This window comes from Roseovarius sp. (genome assembly GCF_040223625.1).
Lineage (GTDB): Bacteria > Pseudomonadota > Alphaproteobacteria > Rhodobacterales > Rhodobacteraceae > Roseovarius.
This window is the reverse complement of the sequence record NZ_JAVKFX010000041.1, coordinates 1-16,898: the sequence shown is the minus strand read 5'-3', so window position 1 is coordinate 16,898 and position 16,898 is coordinate 1. Positions and strand designations below refer to the sequence as shown.

The 16,898-nt window shown below is 65.3% G+C and carries 18 protein-coding genes; 8 read left to right on the top strand and 10 right to left on the bottom strand.

Annotated elements, in window-relative coordinates; all coding sequences use genetic code 11:
- Window positions 1–3: 3 nt before the first annotated feature.
- Window positions 4–396: a cytidine deaminase gene (locus tag RLN94_RS12615; protein WP_350129630.1), complete on the bottom strand. Its 393-nt coding sequence runs from the start codon at window positions 394–396 to the stop codon at window positions 4–6.
- 164 nt (window positions 397–560) lie between these two features.
- Between RLN94_RS12615 and RLN94_RS12610 the strand changes: the two genes are divergently transcribed.
- Window positions 561–2,840, top strand: a complete 2,280-nt coding sequence (locus tag RLN94_RS12610) for an NADP-dependent malic enzyme (protein ID WP_350129633.1) — start codon at window positions 561–563, stop codon at window positions 2,838–2,840.
- A 546-nt stretch (window positions 2,841–3,386) separates the two neighbouring features.
- A complete protein-coding gene (locus tag RLN94_RS12605) occupies window positions 3,387–5,279 on the top strand; it encodes a propionyl-CoA synthetase (RefSeq protein ID WP_350129636.1) in 1,893 nt (630 codons plus the stop codon).
- Between the two features lie 59 nt (window positions 5,280–5,338).
- On the opposite strand, the gene RLN94_RS12600 is transcribed toward RLN94_RS12605, so the two are convergent.
- From RLN94_RS12600 to RLN94_RS12580, 5 genes are all read right to left on the bottom strand, one after another.
- The gene (locus RLN94_RS12600; protein ID WP_350129639.1) at window positions 5,339–5,536 is read right to left on the bottom strand and encodes a CsbD family protein; all 198 of its coding nucleotides are present in this window, start codon (window positions 5,534–5,536) and stop codon (window positions 5,339–5,341) included.
- A 180-nt stretch (window positions 5,537–5,716) separates the two neighbouring features.
- The gene (locus tag RLN94_RS12595) at window positions 5,717–6,097 is read right to left on the bottom strand and encodes a curlin repeat-containing protein (RefSeq protein ID WP_350129642.1); all 381 of its coding nucleotides are present in this window, start codon (window positions 6,095–6,097) and stop codon (window positions 5,717–5,719) included.
- 29 nt (window positions 6,098–6,126) lie between these two features.
- Window positions 6,127–6,540: a curli-like amyloid fiber formation chaperone CsgH gene (csgH, locus tag RLN94_RS12590; protein WP_350129645.1), complete on the bottom strand. Its 414-nt coding sequence runs from the start codon at window positions 6,538–6,540 to the stop codon at window positions 6,127–6,129.
- 65 nt (window positions 6,541–6,605) lie between these two features.
- Window positions 6,606–7,112, bottom strand: a complete 507-nt coding sequence (locus RLN94_RS12585; RefSeq protein ID WP_350129648.1) for a hypothetical protein — start codon at window positions 7,110–7,112, stop codon at window positions 6,606–6,608.
- Window positions 7,113–7,380: 268 nt separating this feature from the next.
- Complete coding sequence (locus RLN94_RS12580) at window positions 7,381–8,148, bottom strand: NAD kinase (protein WP_350129651.1); 768 nt, start codon at window positions 8,146–8,148, stop codon at window positions 7,381–7,383.
- A gap of 169 nt (window positions 8,149–8,317) precedes the next feature.
- Between RLN94_RS12580 and glyA the strand changes: the two genes are divergently transcribed.
- Window positions 8,318–9,625, top strand: coding sequence for a serine hydroxymethyltransferase (gene glyA / locus RLN94_RS12575; protein ID WP_350169054.1), 1,308 nt, complete (start codon window positions 8,318–8,320; stop codon window positions 9,623–9,625).
- Between the two features lie 70 nt (window positions 9,626–9,695).
- Entirely contained in the window at window positions 9,696–10,586 is an 891-nt protein-coding gene (locus RLN94_RS12570; protein ID WP_350130068.1) for a DUF817 domain-containing protein, read from the top strand.
- Here the strand turns inward: RLN94_RS12570 and RLN94_RS12565 are convergent.
- Window positions 10,525–10,899 carry a hypothetical protein gene (locus tag RLN94_RS12565; protein ID WP_350130066.1) on the bottom strand — a complete coding sequence of 125 codons (375 nt, stop codon included), beginning with the start codon at window positions 10,897–10,899 and terminating at the stop codon, window positions 10,525–10,527. The genes RLN94_RS12570 and RLN94_RS12565 overlap by 62 nt on opposite strands.
- 77 nt (window positions 10,900–10,976) lie before the next feature.
- On the opposite strand from RLN94_RS12565, the gene RLN94_RS12560 reads away from it, so the two are divergent.
- Window positions 10,977–11,732 (top strand): alpha/beta fold hydrolase, encoded by a 756-nt coding sequence (locus tag RLN94_RS12560; RefSeq protein WP_350130064.1) that lies wholly within the window; start codon window positions 10,977–10,979, stop codon window positions 11,730–11,732.
- A 455-nt stretch (window positions 11,733–12,187) separates the two neighbouring features.
- Here the strand turns inward: RLN94_RS12560 and RLN94_RS12555 are convergent, their stop codons facing one another.
- Window positions 12,188–12,433: a PA2433 domain-containing protein gene (locus RLN94_RS12555; protein WP_350130062.1), complete on the bottom strand. Its 246-nt coding sequence runs from the start codon at window positions 12,431–12,433 to the stop codon at window positions 12,188–12,190.
- Window positions 12,434–13,327: 894 nt separating this feature from the next.
- Window positions 13,328–13,510: a CTP synthetase gene (locus RLN94_RS12550; RefSeq protein ID WP_350130060.1), complete on the bottom strand. Its 183-nt coding sequence runs from the start codon at window positions 13,508–13,510 to the stop codon at window positions 13,328–13,330.
- 384 nt (window positions 13,511–13,894) lie between these two features.
- Between RLN94_RS12550 and RLN94_RS12545 the strand changes: the two genes are divergently transcribed.
- Window positions 13,895–14,038 carry a hypothetical protein gene (locus RLN94_RS12545; RefSeq protein WP_350130058.1) on the top strand — a complete coding sequence of 48 codons (144 nt, stop codon included), beginning with the start codon at window positions 13,895–13,897 and terminating at the stop codon, window positions 14,036–14,038.
- Window positions 14,039–14,083: 45 nt separating this feature from the next.
- Here RLN94_RS12545 and lepA read toward each other — a convergent pair whose 3' ends face one another.
- On the bottom strand, window positions 14,084–15,883 hold the full coding sequence (lepA, locus tag RLN94_RS12540; RefSeq protein WP_350130056.1) for a translation elongation factor 4: 1,800 nt from the start codon (window positions 15,881–15,883) through the stop codon (window positions 14,084–14,086).
- A 148-nt stretch (window positions 15,884–16,031) separates the two neighbouring features.
- Here lepA and RLN94_RS12535 point away from each other — a divergent pair, with 148 nt between their 5' ends.
- Complete coding sequence (locus tag RLN94_RS12535) at window positions 16,032–16,430, top strand: DUF2177 family protein (RefSeq protein WP_350130054.1); 399 nt, start codon at window positions 16,032–16,034, stop codon at window positions 16,428–16,430.
- Window positions 16,431–16,498: 68 nt separating this feature from the next.
- A complete protein-coding gene (locus tag RLN94_RS12530) occupies window positions 16,499–16,777 on the top strand; it encodes an acylphosphatase (RefSeq protein ID WP_350130052.1) in 279 nt (92 codons plus the stop codon).
- Window positions 16,778–16,898: the final 121 nt, after the last annotated feature.

The window sequence follows — 16,898 nt, the reverse complement described above, 5'->3', positions numbered from 1 at the left end:
CTGTCAGTCTTTCGCCATATGGGCCTGCTCGAACGCCAGCGGCAGCAACTCCGCCAGCGTCACGGTCTTCTCGACACCCGCCACCGTCGCCATCGTCACCCTGACATCGGCCGCGCCGAACTCCGCCAGCTTCTGCCGGCACCCGCCGCAGGGCGTCACCGGCGCCGGGCTGTCGGCGATCACCGCCACCTCGGCAATCTCGCCCTCGCCCGCCGCCACCATCGCGGCAACGGCCCCCGCCTCGGCACAGGTCCCCTCCGGATAGGCCACGTTCTCGACATTACAGCCCACGAACACCCGGCCCGATACGGTCCGGATCGCCGCGCCCACCTTGAACCCGGAATAGGGCGCATAGGCTCTCCCGCGCACCGTCGCGGCATCCTCGATCAATGACATCTGGCAAACCTCTCCCGATCCTCCGGCGCACCGGCCAGATAAAGATTGCGCGCCATGAAGCCGATATGCAAGCTGACGCTGCGCGACTTGCCGCGCCGGAAGGCAGCTTCTTGCACGCCGCAGAAAATGGTTTAGCACTAAACCAAATCGCGGGAGGGACCAGAATGACCGACAACCCCAAGGATGCCCAGGCCCAGGCGGCGCTGGCCTATCACCAGTTCCCCAAGCCCGGCAAGCTCGAGATACGCGCCACCAAGCCGCTCGCCAACGGCCGCGACCTGTCGCTCGCCTACTCCCCCGGCGTGGCCGAGGCCTGCCTTGAAATCAAGGCCGACGAGAAGGCCGCCAGCCTCTACACCTCCCGCGCCAACCTCGTCGGCGTGGTCTCCAACGGCACCGCCGTGCTCGGCCTCGGCAATATCGGCGCGCTCGCCTCCAAGCCGGTGATGGAGGGCAAGGCGGTGCTCTTCAAGAAATTCGCCAATATCGACTGCTTCGATATCGAGGTGAACGAATCCGACCCCGAGCGCCTTGCCGAAATCGTCTGCGCGCTCGAACCCACCTTCGGCGCCATCAACCTCGAGGACATCAAGGCGCCCGACTGTTTCATCGTCGAGAAGATCTGCCGCGAGCGGATGAACATCCCCGTCTTCCACGACGACCAGCACGGCACCGCCATCGTCGTCGGCGCCGCCGCCCGCAACGCCCTGCACGTCGCCTGCAAATCCTTCGAGGAGATCAAGATCGTCTCCACCGGCGGCGGCGCGGCCGGCATCGCCTGCCTCAACCTCCTGCTCAAACTCGGGGTGAAGCGCGAAAACGTCTGGCTCTGCGACATCCACGGCCTCGTCTACGAAGGCCGCGAGGTCGACATGAACCCCCAGAAAGCCGCCTTCGCCCAGGCAACCGACCTGCGCACGCTCGACGAGGTGATGGACGGCGCCGACCTCTTCCTCGGCCTCTCCGGCCCCAACGTGCTCAAGCCCGAACACGTGGCGAAGATGGCCGACCGCCCGATCATCTTCGCGCTGGCCAACCCCACGCCCGAGATCATGCCCGACATGGCCCGCGAGGTCGCGCCCAAGGCCATCATCGCCACCGGCCGCAGCGATTTCCCCAACCAGGTCAACAACGTCCTCTGCTTCCCCTTCATCTTCCGCGGCGCGCTCGACGTGGGCGCGACCGAGATCAACGACGAGATGCAGATCGCCTGCGTCGAGGGCATCGCGGAACTCGCCCGCCACACCACCTCGGCCGAGGCCGCGGCCGCCTACAAGGGCGAACAACTCACCTTCGGCGCCGACTACCTGATCCCCAAACCCTTCGACCCGCGCCTCTCGGGCATCGTCTCGACCTCCGTCGCCCGCGCGGCCATGGAAACCGGCGTCGCCGCCCGCCCGCTCGACGATCTCGACGCCTACAAGCACCGGCTCGATGCCAGCGTCTACAAATCCGCCCTGCTCATGCGCCCGGTCTTCGACGCCGCCCGCACCGCCTCGCGCCGCATCGTCTTTGCCGAGGGCGAAGACGAACGCGTCCTCCGCGCGGCCCAGGCCATCCTCGAGGAGACCACCGAACAGCCCATCCTGATCGGCCGGCCCGAGGTGATCTCGACCCGCTGCGAACGGCTCGGCCTCGAGATCCGGCCCGACCGCGACTTCAACATCGTCAACCCGGAAAACGACCCCCGCTACCGCGATTACTGGGGCAGCTACCACGCCCTGATGAAACGCCGCGGCGTCTCGCCCGATCTCGCCAAGGCGATCATGCGCACCAACACCACCGCCATCGGCGCCGTCATGGTCCACCGCGACGAGGCCGACAGCCTGATCTGCGGCACGTTCGGCGAATACCACTGGCACCTGAACTACATCTCGCAGGTGCTCTGCTCCGACGATTGCCACCCCCAGGGCGCGCTATCGATGATCATCCTCGAAGACGGCCCGCTCTTCATCGCCGACACCCATGTCAACGTCTTCCCCTCGCCCGAGCAACTGGCCGAGATCGCCATCGGCGCCGCCCGCCACGTGCGCCGCTTCGGGATCGAGCCCAAGATCGCCCTCTGCTCGCAATCCCAGTTCGGCAACCAGGGCAGCGATTCCGGCAAGCGCCTGCGCGCCGCGCTCGACCTGCTCGACAGCAAGCCGCGCGACTTCGCCTATGAAGGGGAGATGAACGTGGACACCGCGCTCAGCGCCGAGCTGCGCGAGCGCCTGCTGCCCGACAACCGGCTCGAAGGGGCGGCCAACATCCTGATCTTCTCGAATTCCGACGCGGCCTCGGGCGTGCGCAACATCCTCAAGGCCAAGGGCGGCGGGCTCGAAGTGGGGCCGATCCTGATGGGCATGGGCAACCGCGCCCATATCGTCACCGCCGGCGTCACGGCGCGCGGCCTGCTCAACATGGCGGCCATCGCGGGCACGCCGGTCGCGCATTACGGCTGAGCGGCAAAAACGAGGTGCCGCAGCGCAGGGGCTGCGCTGCGGCGTCGAGATGGGGATCTGGGAAGATTACTTGTTCGTCGGTTTCGTGCCGGGTTTGGCCGGCTTTTGTTTCTTGTCGCCCATGGCAACAGCACCCTGTGATGATCGGCCCGACACCGCGCCGGACCGTACCCCGACGATAGGCCCGCACCGCCCCTGATTCTGTGATGTTTTCGACATTGCGCATGTCGGAAATCGCCCTGAGCGAAAAACTTCTGTACGTTACCCGCCACTATGCGCAACAGCCCGCCGGGCGTGGTAAACTCTCCCTCAAAATGACGGGAATCGCGGCGGTTGATTCTCCACTCAGGTTCTGCAAACTTTTGCAAACCGGCCACGAATAACCATCCCGGTTGAAAATTTCTTAAACTTTGCAAAAGTTTGCAAAGCAATTCGCGCAGAACCTGCAAATTCTGTGCGGTAATCTGCCACGTATCGCATCGCCCCTCTTGCCGCAGCGGCAGCGCGTCCCGTAACACGTATCCCAACGGAGCGGAGGAGAATACGATGGGATACAAAGAGGTCTACGAGAGCTGGAAACAGGACCCCGAAGCGTTCTGGATGAAAGCCGCCGAGGGCATCGACTGGGAGGAGAAACCGTCGAAGGCGCTCTTCGACGACAAGGCCCCGCTCTACGAGTGGTTTCGCGACGGCAAGGTCAACACCTGCCACAATGCGCTCGACCGCCACGTCGCCGCCGGCAACGGCGACCGCACCGCGATCATCTATGACAGCCCGATCACCGGCACCAAGGAAAAGATCAGCTATGCCGAGATGCTCGACCGCGTGGCCTCCCTCGCCGGCGCGCTGAAGAAACAGGGCATCGAGAAGGGCGACCGCGTGATCATCTACATGCCGATGGTGCCCCAGGCGCTCGAGGCGATGCTCGCCTGCGCGCGTCTCGGCGCGATCCACTCGGTCGTGTTCGGCGGCTTCGCCTCGAACGAACTGGCCGTCCGCATCGACGATGCACAGCCCAAGGCGATCATCGCCGCCTCCTGCGGGCTCGAGCCGGGCCGCGTGGTCGAATACAAACCCCTCTACGACGGCGCCATCGAACAGGCAAAGCACAAGCCCGAGTTCTGCGTCATCTACCAGCGCGAACAGCACAAGGTCGAACTGACCGAGGGCCGCGACCACGACTGGTACGCCTTCCAGGACGGCGCCGAGCCCGCCGATTGCGTGCCGGTCGAGGGCGACCACCCGGCTTACGTCCTCTACACCTCCGGCACCACCGGGTCGCCCAAGGGCGTCGTCCGCCCCACGGCCGGCCATCTCGTGGCGCTCAACTGGTCGATGAAGAACATCTACAATGTCGACCCCGGCGAGGTGTTCTGGGCCGCCTCCGACGTGGGCTGGGTCGTGGGCCACAGCTATATCTGCTACGGGCCCCTGGTCCACGGCAACACGGCCGTCGTGTTCGAGGGCAAGCCCGTCGGCACCCCCGACGCCGGCACCTTCTGGCGGGTGATTTCCGAGCACAACGTGCGCAGCTTCTTCACCGCCCCCACTGCCTTCCGCGCCATCAAGCGCGACGACCCCAAGGGCGAATTCGTCAAGCAATACGACCTGAGCTGCCTCCGCGTCCTCTACCTCGCCGGCGAACGCGCCGACCCCGACACGCTCAACTGGGCCGCCGATCAGCTTGGCGTGCCGGTGGTCGACCACTGGTGGCAGACGGAAACCGGCTGGCCCATCACCGGCATCCCCGTCGGCATCGAGAAGATGGAGGTCAAGATCGGCTCCTCCGGCGTGCCCTTCCCGGGCTACGACATCGACATCCTCGACGGGGAGGGCAAGCCGCAGGCCCCCGGCACCCTCGGCGCCGTCGCGATCAAACTGCCCCTGCCGCCGGGCACCCTGCCGACCCTCTGGCATGCCGAGGACCGCTTCCGCAAATCCTATCTCAACACCTACAAGGGGTATTACGAGACCGGCGATGCCGGGCTGATCGACGAAGACGGCTACCTCTACATCATGGCCCGCACCGACGATGTCATCAACGTCGCGGGCCACCGCCTGTCGACCGGCGGCATGGAAGAGGTGCTGGCCAGCCACCCCGACGTGGCCGAATGCGCCGTCATCGGCGTCACCGACCCGATCAAGGGCCAGCTTCCGGTGGGCTTCGTCTGCCTCACCAAGGGCGTGAACCGCCCGCACGAGGAGATTACCGCCGAATGCGTCAAGCTGGTCCGCGACCGGATCGGCCCGGTCGCGGCCTTCAAGCTCTGCGTAGTGGTCGACCGCCTGCCCAAGACCCGCTCGGGCAAGATCCTGCGCGCCACCATGGTCAAGATCGCCGACTGCCAGGACTACAAGATGCCGGCCACGATCGACGATCCCGCCATCCTCGACGAGATCTCCGAGGCGCTGCAGACCATCGGCTACGCCAAGACCTGACGCACAAAGAAAAGGCGGCCCTCGAAGGGGCCGCCGGAAATCTCGTGTGAAGGGACGGGTCAGATCCGCCGGGCAAACTCGTCGGCTTCGCGCTCGGCCTCTTCGCGAGCCCAGCCATAGCGTTCCTGAAGTTTGCCGACCAGCTGGCTGCGCTGGCCTTTCGCCTGGTCCAGCTCGTCATCGGTCAATTCGCCCCAGCGTTCCTGGGCCTGACCCTTGAATTGCTTCCAGTTGCCTTCGATTTGATCCCAGTTCATGACATCCTCCATGGTGTCGATGGTTGCTGTGTCCAATCCCAACGTGACCAGCCGGGGAAAGGTTCCGTCCACCGCAGCCCCCTCCACCCAAGGCGGCGGCTTTCGGCGCAAACCCCCTCCATCTGCCAGAAACCGTACAGAACTAGCTGAGATTCAAGCCATTTTCCGCCCGCCTCGCGGTCACCACGTGACCACCCATGCACCGCCGGGGCCCTCGCCATGCTGGTTGATGATCACTTCCGTATCGTTGCCCCGCTGAACCACGGTGGCCGTCTTGTTGTTGCCCCGCTGGTTGATCGTGGCCGAGTTGTTGCGGCCCGTCTGTGTAACATGGGCCCGGCTGCCCTGAGCACGGGTCTTGCCGAAAACGACCCCGCCATTCTGCGCCCGCGCCTGCCCAAAGGCGTTCACCCCGCCCCCGGTCCAGCCGACATTCTCGCGCGACTGGCTGTGGGCATATTGCCCGGTCGTGATGCCCATCACCCGGTCGCTCGGGTCGGCAGAGGCGAGGCCGGCGCAAAGCGCAAGACCGGCGGCAAGGGGAAGCATGAAGCGGCGCATCGGAAAACTCCTGTCGTGACGTTGTTGGTTCAAAGGTCTTTGGTATCGGCCGCCGGCCGGCAGCGCAGGCGCTGGCCATTCACGGTCAGTTCGAGATCGGCGGTATAGGATTGTGCCGTGCCGCCCATCGTGGCCTCGCCAAGCGTCACGGTGCGGCCCGCCGCGACGGTGAATTCCCCGCCCTGGTCGATCACCGCCTGTCCGCCGCCGCTCGACTGGCGGATGCTCAGCGCATAGGTGCCCGACACGTCCCGCTCGGCGGTGACCTTGCCGGAAATCTGCACCGTGTCGCCAAGATCGCGGGTGACGACGGCACATCTCAGGCCGTCTGCGGCGGCACGGGCGGTTTCATGGGCCTCGCCCTGGCTGACGAAGGCGCCGAAGGCGGTCGCCGTTCCGGCGGCCAGTATGGCAAGAGCGGCTGTGGGTAGCTTGCGTTTCATCCTCTTGGTCCTTTCCCGGTTGGGCCGGGCACGCGCCAGCCTCGGCGCGCGCCACGACTCTTGTGTCAATCCTGAACGATGACCGAAACGTTGCCCCGGCCCGACTGGCGCGAGGTCGCGTGGTTGCCTTTGCCGGTCTGGATCACGCCGACGGCGTTGCACTTGCCCGACTGGTCGACATCGGCCGTGTGATTGCGCCCGAACTGGGCGACACCCGCGATGTTGCACCCCCCCGACTGGCTAGTGAGCGCGTTGTTGTACCGGCCCTGCTGGCCGATCACCGAGCGGTTGTTGCGCCCGATCTGGCCGGTCACCGCGTCGTTCATGCGGCCCGACTGCTCGACCGAAACGCTGTTCCGGCGCCCGTCCTGCGTGTGGATCGACAGGTTGCTGTTGCCGCGCTGATAGACGTTCAGACGGTTGTAGGTGCCGCCCTGCGACGCGCCGATGCTGTGGTCGCGGCCGAACTGGCTGATCGAGACGCGGTTGCTGTCCGCGAAGGAAGTCGACGCCGCGCCGAACCCGATCAGCAGCGCGAGAGCGGCGGTCTTGATGTGATATGCCTTGGTCATTGTCATGGTCCTTTCAGACGAAGCGTTCTAGTTTCTGGGCGGGCCGGCACTGTGCCGCGTCGGCCTCGTGATCAACGATGGGAGCGGCACCGCGAGACAGGCAATAACCGGGCCCGGACATGGGATAACCACGGCCTTGCTATCCGATAACAATGGCGAAAACGGCTTGTTTACAGGGGGTTGGCTACCGGTTCCCGATTGCGCGCATCGGCGGAAAACCGTCGCCGCCCCTTGCGGGCAGCGCCGATAACACGCGCCTCGAGGCGGTTTATTCGAACTGTTCGCGGATCAGACGCTCTTCGAGCCCGTGGCCCGGGTCGAAAAGGATTCGGTGCTTGATGCTGGGCTCCGACCGGATCACCACCCAGACGACGTTCTCCACCCACAGGCTGTCCGCATCCGCCATCACCGGCCGCTTCTTGGCATCCAGCACGTCGAACCGCACCTCCGCCGCCTTGGGCAGCAGCGCCCCCCGCCAGCGCCGCGGCCGGAACGCCGCCACCGCCGTCAGCGCCAGCACGTCCGACCCGATCGGCAGGATCGGCCCGTGCGCGGAATAGTTGTAGGCGGTCGAACCCGCCGGCGTCGCCAGCAGCGCCCCGTCACAGACCAGCTCGGCCAGCCGCAGCCGCCCGTCGACGGTGATCTTCAGCTTCGCCGCCTGCGGCCCCGCCCGCAAAAGCGAGACCTCGTTGATCGCCAGCGCCTCGTGCAGCTTGCCATCCACCGTCTTGGCGGTCATCGACAGTGGGTTCAGCACCTCTTCCGCCGCCTCGGCCAGCCGGTCGGTCAGGTCGCTCTCGCTGTATTCGTTCATCAGGAACCCGACCGTGCCCCGGTTCATCCCGTAGACCGGCGTGTCGAGGTTTTGCGTCCGGTGCAGCGTGTGCAGCATGAACCCGTCGCCACCCAGCGCCACGATCACGTCGGCCTCTTCCTCTGCGGTCTGGCCGAACCGCTGGACAAGGGCAGACCGCGCCGTCTGGGCCACGGCCACGTCGCTGGCGACAAAGGCGATCTTGAAGTCCTTGGCCATGAGCTTGGGTTTCCGATGCGCCTTTTTCTTGGCTCTTACGATACGCGTGTCTCCGGTGTTGCGCGGAATATGCCGGTACTGCAAGGGGTTTTGTCGCTTTACCACCTTTCAACCAAACCCCGTTTCCGATAGGAAATCGCCGCAAAGGCAATCGGACGGAGTCATCACCATGCCGCACGACGGAAACCAGCCCTTTGAGGGCAAAGACTTTTTCACCCAGTCCCTCGCCCAGCGCGACCCCGAGATCGCCAAGGCCATAGAATCGGAGCTTGGCCGCCAGCGTGACGAGATCGAACTGATCGCCTCCGAGAACATCGTCTCGGCCGCCGTGATGGAGGCGCAAGGCTCCGTCCTCACCAACAAATACGCCGAAGGCTACCCCGGCCGCCGCTACTATGGCGGGTGCCAGTATGTCGACGTGGCCGAGAACCTCGCCATCGAGCGCGCCAAGCAACTCTTCAACTGCGGCTTCGCCAACGTCCAGCCCAACTCGGGCTCGCAGGCCAACCAGGGCGTCAACCAGGCCCTGCTCCAGCCGGGCGACACCATCCTCGGCATGAACCTCGCCTCGGGCGGCCACCTCACCCATGGCGCGGCCCCCAACCAGTCGGGCAAGTGGTTCAACGCCGTGCAATACGGCGTTCGCCAGCAGGACAACCTGATCGACTACGACCAAGTCGAGGAACTGGCCAAGGAACACAAGCCCAAGATGATCATCGCCGGCGGCTCGGCCATCCCGCGCGTGATCGACTTCGCCCGCTTCCGCGAAATCGCCGACATGGTCGGCGCCTACCTGCATGTCGACATGGCCCACTTCGCCGGGCTCGTCGCGGCGGGCGAGCATCCCTCGCCCATCCCCCACGCCCATATCGCCACCACCACCACGCACAAGACCCTGCGCGGCCCCCGTGGCGGCATGATCCTCACCAATGACGAGGACATCGCCAAGAAGGTCAACTCCGCCATCTTCCCCGGCATTCAGGGCGGCCCGCTGATGCACGTGATCGCCGCCAAGGCCGTGGCCTTCGGCGAGGCGCTGCAGCCCGAGTTCAAGACCTACATGAAACAGGTTCGCACCAATGCCGACGCGCTGGCCGACCAACTGATCAAGGGCGGGCTCGACATCGTCACCGGCGGCACCGACACCCACGTGATGCTCGTCGACCTGCGCCCCAAGAAGGTCACCGGCAACATCACCGACGCCGCCCTTGGCCGCGCCCATATCACCACCAACAAGAACGGCATCCCGTTCGACCCGGAAAAGCCCACCGTGACCAGCGGCATCCGCCTCGGCACCCCCGCCGGCACGACCCGCGGCTTCAAGGAGGCCGAGTTCCGCCAGATCGCCGACTGGATCGTCGAAGTGGTCGACGGGCTGGCCGCCAACGGGCCCGACGATAACGGCTCGGTCGAGGCGAAGGTGAAAGGCGAAGTCATGGCCATGTGCCAGCGCTTCCCGCTCTACCCGAACCTCTGATCCGGGCCTGACCCACGGAAAAAGGGCCGCGGCGCTGGACATACCGGCGCCGCGGCTTTCTTATGTCGCCATGACGTCGACCCGCCGGATAGAGCGCCATCTCGGCGACTGGATGCGCGCCCGCCTGCCCGGCTGGGCGGCCGAGCTTGTGATGTTCATCCTCAAGATGGGCTGGTCCGGCCTCTTCGGCCTGTCGCTTCTCGTGGCCATCATCGGCACCAAGCTGATCTGGTCCGACGCCATGCCACTTTACCGCTACGATTTTCTCGTGATCGTGGCGCTCGGGCTTCAAGCGCTCTTCCTCGCCCTGAAACTGGAAACGTGGGAAGAGGCCCGCGTCATCGCCCTCTTCCACCTCACCGGCACGGCAATGGAATTCTTCAAGGTCCACGCCGGATCATGGAGCTACCCGGAACCTGGCCTCTTCAAGATCCTCGGCGTGCCGCTCTTCTCGGGCTTCATGTATGCCAGCGTCGGCAGCTTCATGGCCCGTACCATCCGCGTCTTCGACATGCGCTTCGCCCCCTACCCGCCCTACTGGATGACCATGCTGCTGGCCGTCGGCATCTACGTGAACTTCTTCGCCCACCATTTCCTGCCCGACATCCGGCTCATCCTCTTCGCCGCGACCGTCCTGCTCTTCCTGCGCACACGCATCTGGTACCGCATCGGCGACAACCTCTACTGGATGCCCCTGCCCCTCGCGGCCTTCCTGTCGGCGATCTTCCTCTGGGTGGCCGAGAATATCGGCACGATGACCGGCACCTGGGTCTATTCCGGCCAGGCCCGGCTGGAACTGGTCAGCCTCGGCAAGCTGGGCTCGTGGTACCTGCTCCTTTACGTGGCCTTCGTCACGGTGACCCTCGTGGTCCGCCACCCGCTCTCGCGCCACCCGCTGGTCAGAGAGGACCTTGCCACCGCACCAGCGCCACGACCAAGCCGCCCAGAAGCAGCAGGTTGAACACCACCACCGCCAGCCATGTCATGACAGCATTGCGCCGCGCCTCGGCCCGGTCGAACCGCTTCAGATGCCCGGTAAGGCTGTCGAACGCCTGATCCGTCTCCACCGGGTCGGCCAGCCGCGCCAGCTTGGGATGCCCCATCAGCCGCTCCGCCCGCACCAGCGTCTCGCCCGCGCGCCGCTGCGCCTTGGGCAGCCGCCGGCCCGCCCGCGACAGCCGCGCCTTCAGGGTCTTGCCCCGCACGCCCAGCCGCTTCTGCAGCATCTCGCTCAGGCCCTCGGCCCGCTGGTGAAACTTCGCCGTGTCAATCATCCCGACTTCCCTAGCGCACCCGCGCGGCGCACTCAACAGGGCTGGCGAACGGCGCGCGTCTGCGCTATCGCTCGCCCATGCTCAACGTCATCGAACATGGTGAACCCACCGACAAGCCCGGCCTGCTGATCGCCCACGGGCTCTACGGTTCAGGGCGCAACTGGGGCGTGATCGCCAAGCGGCTGGCGGATGAACGCAAGGTCATCGCCGTCGACATGCGCAACCACGGCCACAGCCCGTGGTTCGACACCCATGCCTACCCCGACCTCGCCGCCGACCTGGCCGAGGTGATCGACCATTTCGACGGACCCTTCGACGTGCTCGGCCATTCCATGGGCGGCAAGGCGGCAATGACGCTGGCGCTGACGCAGCCCGACCTCGTCAACCGCCTGATCGTGGCCGATATCGCACCGGTCGCCTACGGCCACTCGCAGGCGAAATACATCGACGCCATGAAGGCGGTCGACCTCTCGGGCATCGAGCGCCGCTCCGACGCGCAGGAGCTGCTGGCGCCCCATGTCGACGATCCGGCGCTGGTGCCGTTCTTCCTGCAATCGCTCGACGTGAAGAACCGCGAATGGCTGCTCAACCTCGACACGCTCGGCGCCGAGATGGACAGCATCATGAGCTTCCCCGACCTCTCCGGCCCCTACGAGGGCGAGACGCTGTTCCTGACCGGGGCCCAATCCGACTACGTCACCCACGACCACCGCGATACCATCAAGGGTCTCTTCCCCAAGGCCCGCTTCGCCAAGATCCCCGGCGCGGGCCATTGGGTCCATGCCGAGAAACCGCGCGAATTCGAGGCCGCGGTCCGCGCCTGGCTCGGCTGAGGATAACCCGCCCCCATATCGCATTTGTGAAAGCCTTGCGGCCGAAGCTGCGCACGAACCGGCCGCGCAACGCACGCTTCCTTCACACGGAATTCGCCGCAACACGCCAGACCCGACTGTCGGAAAAGATCGGGCGGCGGCGGGCTCCTCCTCCGCACCGCCGCCCTTTAACCCTTCCTTAAGAAGGGGTGTGCCGCCCGGGTGTCCTAGATCATCAGGCGACACCAACACCGGACCGTCCCGCCGGCTCCCCGGCTGCTGCGGCAATCGGGCGATCGCGGGCATCCCCATACCCGCCGCCCGATCCGCTTGCGCGACGGCCCGCCCAGTCCGGGCACCGTCGGCAGTTGCGAACTCATCGCAGGGATCGGCTTGGCACGATCCGGTCTTGTCAGAAGACGATTTACCCAACGGAAGGCCTAATCGCCTTGATGTGAATCAAATGCGATGAAGAATTACTCGATCCCGAGGATTTCCATCGCCTTTCCAAGTTCTTCGACCGAGGCCGCATGGTCACCGGCCTCGTGCAGTTCTTCCCCCTTGGCGCGCAGTTCCTTGACCCGGGCCAGATCCTCTTCGCTCAGATCCGCGCTGCTCGCGGCCAAGGCCGCATCGATCTTGGCCATATCCTGCGGGCAATGCGCAGCCATGACCGGCGCGGCGGCCAGCATCAGGGCGGCGGCAAGGGCATAGCGTGTCATGTCGATCTCCTCTCCGGCATGGGTGACGCAACGGTAACCTGATTCCCCGCGCCGCAATAGCACCCACTCCGGTCTCTGCGGAAAGACGCCGACCCAGATCTTGCAGAAATGCCAGCGCCTCCGGGGAAATGCCGTATGCGCCTACAAGATGTAGTTGATTGCACCTCGGCTCACGTGTATGGGTGGCGTCACAGGTGCAACAGACGCGGTAGCATCCAAGACGGCGGGACCCGATGGCATAGGCCACGGGTCCCGTTTGCCTTGGAAGGCCCAAGTAATAGGAAAGGCGTCAGGTGCTCAGACGCGGTCCTTGCATCGCGGTTCCGGTCGGATGACCTTTCCCGCACCCTGACGCCTAGCTGGTCGTCTCGCCCCGAAGGGTCTGTCGGCCAGTTTGCCTCGGGCCTCGCGGCCGTCAGCGTGCCTCCGGCCTTGCGGCCTTCGGCTGCCACGGCGACCAACCCCTGGGGGTGTCACGGTCTGACGTGGCCTGCTCAGAACCCTGGCATGATCACCGCGATCCGGACGGCTGCGAAGCAATCCGTCTCGCTGCGGCCATGCCATGAACCCTTGCGGAGGGGCCGTTAAACGCCGGGCTCGCGCCCCTTGTCTCGTCTCCCTTCGCGCCGGCTCCGGGGGGCCTTTGCGCACCGTCCGGTCTCTGCTGATCCCGTCCGGTCATATAACTGTTACGCAGCCCCCCGAGTCGCGCAAGAAAATAGCACTGCAGCATCGAAAAAAGCTGTGGATCAAACGGTTGATATCCTTGGAAGAAATCTGTGGACAACGCCGGAAAATCGTTACGTTCGGCTGGCTTGCACGGGGATAAGCTGACGCTTGGCCGAACACGCTGCGACGGCCGGGTTTTCTGCACCCGCGAACGGTTTCGCCCCCTCAGGACAGCCCGCGCAGCCGTTTCGCCACCATCCACGACACAGGAAGCGCCAGGATGAATCCCGCCCCGGCGGCGACCAGGATCGCCCCGAACGTGTCCTGCCCCGAGACAAGCGCGGCGATGACGGCGCTCCCGGCAAGGGTCGATCCGATGAAAAGGTGAAGAATGAAGGTCAGCCACATGGTCTTACTCCCGGGATAGGTGCGTTCCGATGAGCGCCTTTTATCGGCAGGCGCGAGACAGCGCATTGACTAATGTCAAACCCCACCTCTCGCCCCGTCATGACGGCTTTGCGCCCGGAAACACTGTCATTCGAGCAAGCGTCCGCGCGTCTCGGCAGAGCTTTGCCGAAGCACAACCACAGATTTTGCAATCCGCCGTTTCCGCCACATATCGCAACGTAAAGACTGCGAACGAGGCCCGACATGACCCGACTTCTCATTGCCCTGCCCCTGATCGCCGCCCTCGCCGGCTGCGAAACGACCAAAGGTTTCGTCCAGGATGTCGAGGACGTGACCACCGCCGTGATCCGCTGACCCACCCACGAAAAACGAAAGGAGCCCCCGATGACCCGCAAACTCTGGACCGCACTTGCCCTCACCTGCACCCTGCCCCTGCTGGCAAGCTGCGCCCCCCTCATCGGGGCCGGCGCCGTCGTCGCCGCCGACAAGATCGCCGAGGAAGAGAACAACGACGAAGGCCTGTTCTAGGCTTGAACGCTCACGGAACCTGACGCCGGCCGGCAACAGCCGGCGTCAGCCATCCATCTTCAGCGCGGAGATGAACGCTTCCTGCGGAATCTCCACCTTGCCGAACTGGCGCATCTTCTTCTTCCCGGCCTTCTGCTTTTCCAGCAGCTTCTTCTTCCGGGTGATGTCCCCACCATAACACTTCGCCGTCACGTCCTTGCGCAGCGCCGACAGCGTCTCGCGGGCAATCACCTTGCCGCCAATCGCCGCCTGGATCGGGATCTTGAACATGTGGCGCGGGATCAGGTCCTTGAGCTTCTCGCACATCGCCCGCCCGCGCATCTCGGCCCGGTCGCGGTGCACCATCATCGACAGCGCATCGACCGGCTCGTCATTCACCAACACCTGCATCTTCACAAGGTTGTCGGCGCGGTACCCCTCGAGCTGGTAATCGAACGACGCATAGCCCTTCGTCACCGATTTCAGCCGGTCATAGAAATCGAACACCACCTCGTTCAGCGGCAGGTCATAGACCGCCATCGCCCGCCCGCCGACATAGGTCAGGTCAAGCTGGATGCCCCGCCGGTCCTGGCACAGCTTCAGCACGTCGCCAAGGAACTCGTCCGGCACGAGGATCGTCGCCTTGATCCGCGGCTCCTCGACATGGTCCACATGGGTCATGTCGGGCATGTCGGCCGGGTTGTGCAGCTCGATCTGCGAGCCATCCTTCATGTAGACATGGTAGATCACCGAGGGCGCGGTGGTGATCAGCTCGATATCGTATTCCCGCTCGATCCGGTCGCGCACCACTTCGAGGTGCAAGAGCCCGAGGAACCCGCAGCGAAACCCGAAGCCCAGCGCGGCCGAGCTTTCCATCTCGTAGCTGAACGACGCATCGTTCAGCGCCAGCTTCTCGATCGCGTCCCGCAGATCCTCGAACTCGGCCGAATCCACCGGGAAGAGGCCACAGAACACCACCGGCACCGACGGGTTGAAGCCCGGCAGCGGCTTCTCGCAGCCCTTCTTCTCGGTCGTGATCGTGTCGCCCACCCGCGTGTCGCGCACCTGCTTGATCGAGGCGGTGATGAACCCGATCTCGCCCGGGCCCAGCTCGTCGACCACGGTCATCGCCGGGCGGAACACGCCGATCCGCTCGACATTGTAGACCGCGCCGGTCTGCATCATCTTGATCCGGTCGCCCTTCTTCATGACGCCGTCCATGATCCGCACCAGCACCACGACGCCAAGGTATAGGTCGTACTTGCTGTCCACCAGCATCGCCTTGAGCGGCGCGTCGCGGTCGCCCTTCGGCGGCGGCAGATCGCGAATGATCGCCTCCAGCACCTCGCGGATGCCCTGCCCGGTCTTGGCCGACACCGGAATGGCGCCCGAGGCGTCGATGCCGATCACGTCCTCGATCTGCTCGGCCACCCGGTCGATATCGCTGGCCGGCAGGTCGATCTTGTTCAACACCGGGATCAGCTCGTGGTTGGCGTCGATCGCCTGGTAGACATTGGCCAGCGTCTGCGCCTCCACGCCTTGGGTGCTGTCCACCACCAGAAGCGACCCCTCGACCGCCCGCATGCTCCGCGACACTTCGTAGGCAAAGTCGACATGGCCGGGCGTGTCGATCAGGTTCAGCACGTATTGCTCGCCATTGTCGGCGGTATAGTCGATCCGCACCGTGTTGGCCTTGATGGTGATGCCGCGCTCCCGCTCGATATCCATCGAGTCGAGCAACTGCTCCTTCATGTCGCGTTCGGCCACCGTATCCGTCATCTGGATCAGGCGGTCGGCCAGCGTGGATTTCCCGTGGTCGATATGCGCCACGATAGAGAAATTGCGGATGTGCGAGAGCGGTGTCATGACGTTGGGATATGAGGCGGATTGCGCTTAGGGTCAAGGTGGGTCGAGCGGCGCAGGCCCCTGCGGATGACGAATTTGCGCGCCCCGCCGCCGCCACCCGTGGACCGCCCGCCGCCCCGCCCTACCTCCTTGCCGAAAGGAGACCCCCATGCACGCCATCTGGCTCTATCTCGTCACCGCCGTGATCTTCTTCGGGCTCGACTTCCTCGGCCTGCGCTACCTCGTGAAACCGGTCTTCGAACGCCACGCGGGCGAGCTTCTGGCCGACAGCGTGCGCGTGGGTCCGGCCTTCGCCTTCTATGCCGCCTACGTGGCGGGGCTCGTCTACCTCGTCTCGCTCCCCGCCCTGCGCGCGGGCCAGCCCTCGATGGCGCTTCTCAACGGCGCGGTGGTGGGCGCGCTGGCCTATGGCACCTACGAATTCACCAATTTCGCCACGCTGAAACACTGGTCCTGGCAGATGGTCGCGACCGACCTCGCCTGGGGCACCGCGCTGACGGCGGTTTCGGCCTGGGCCGGCGTTCTGGCGGTCAGCCGCCTGTCGTGAAATTCGCCCGGGCGATTCCCGGGCCGCCCTGTGATATACTCCCGTGAAAACTGCCAGGGAGGGGTGTCATGTCCGACACGAAAGCCGTTCACGCCCGGATCGAAGGCCGGGTTCAGGGGGTCTCGTTCCGCGCCTGGACGCAGATCGAGGCCAAGGTGCGGGGGCTGACCGGCTGGGTCAGGAACGAATCCGACGGCGCGGTCACCACGCTGATGGCCGGCCCGGTCGCCTCGGTCGACGAGATGCTGCGCGAGCTGAACCACGGCCCGCCCGCGGCGGTGGTGCATTCCGTCGAGGTAAGCGAAGCCGACTGGCCCGGCGAGAACGGCTTCGAGATCCTGCGCTGACAGGGCTTCTGCCCTCTGCCCCGTAGGCCGGGCTTCAGCCCGGCCCCCCCGGCGCCCCCCGCCCCCCCCCCCGTTACGCAAAAAAAACCCCCCCACAAAAGAAAAACAAACCGATACCCAA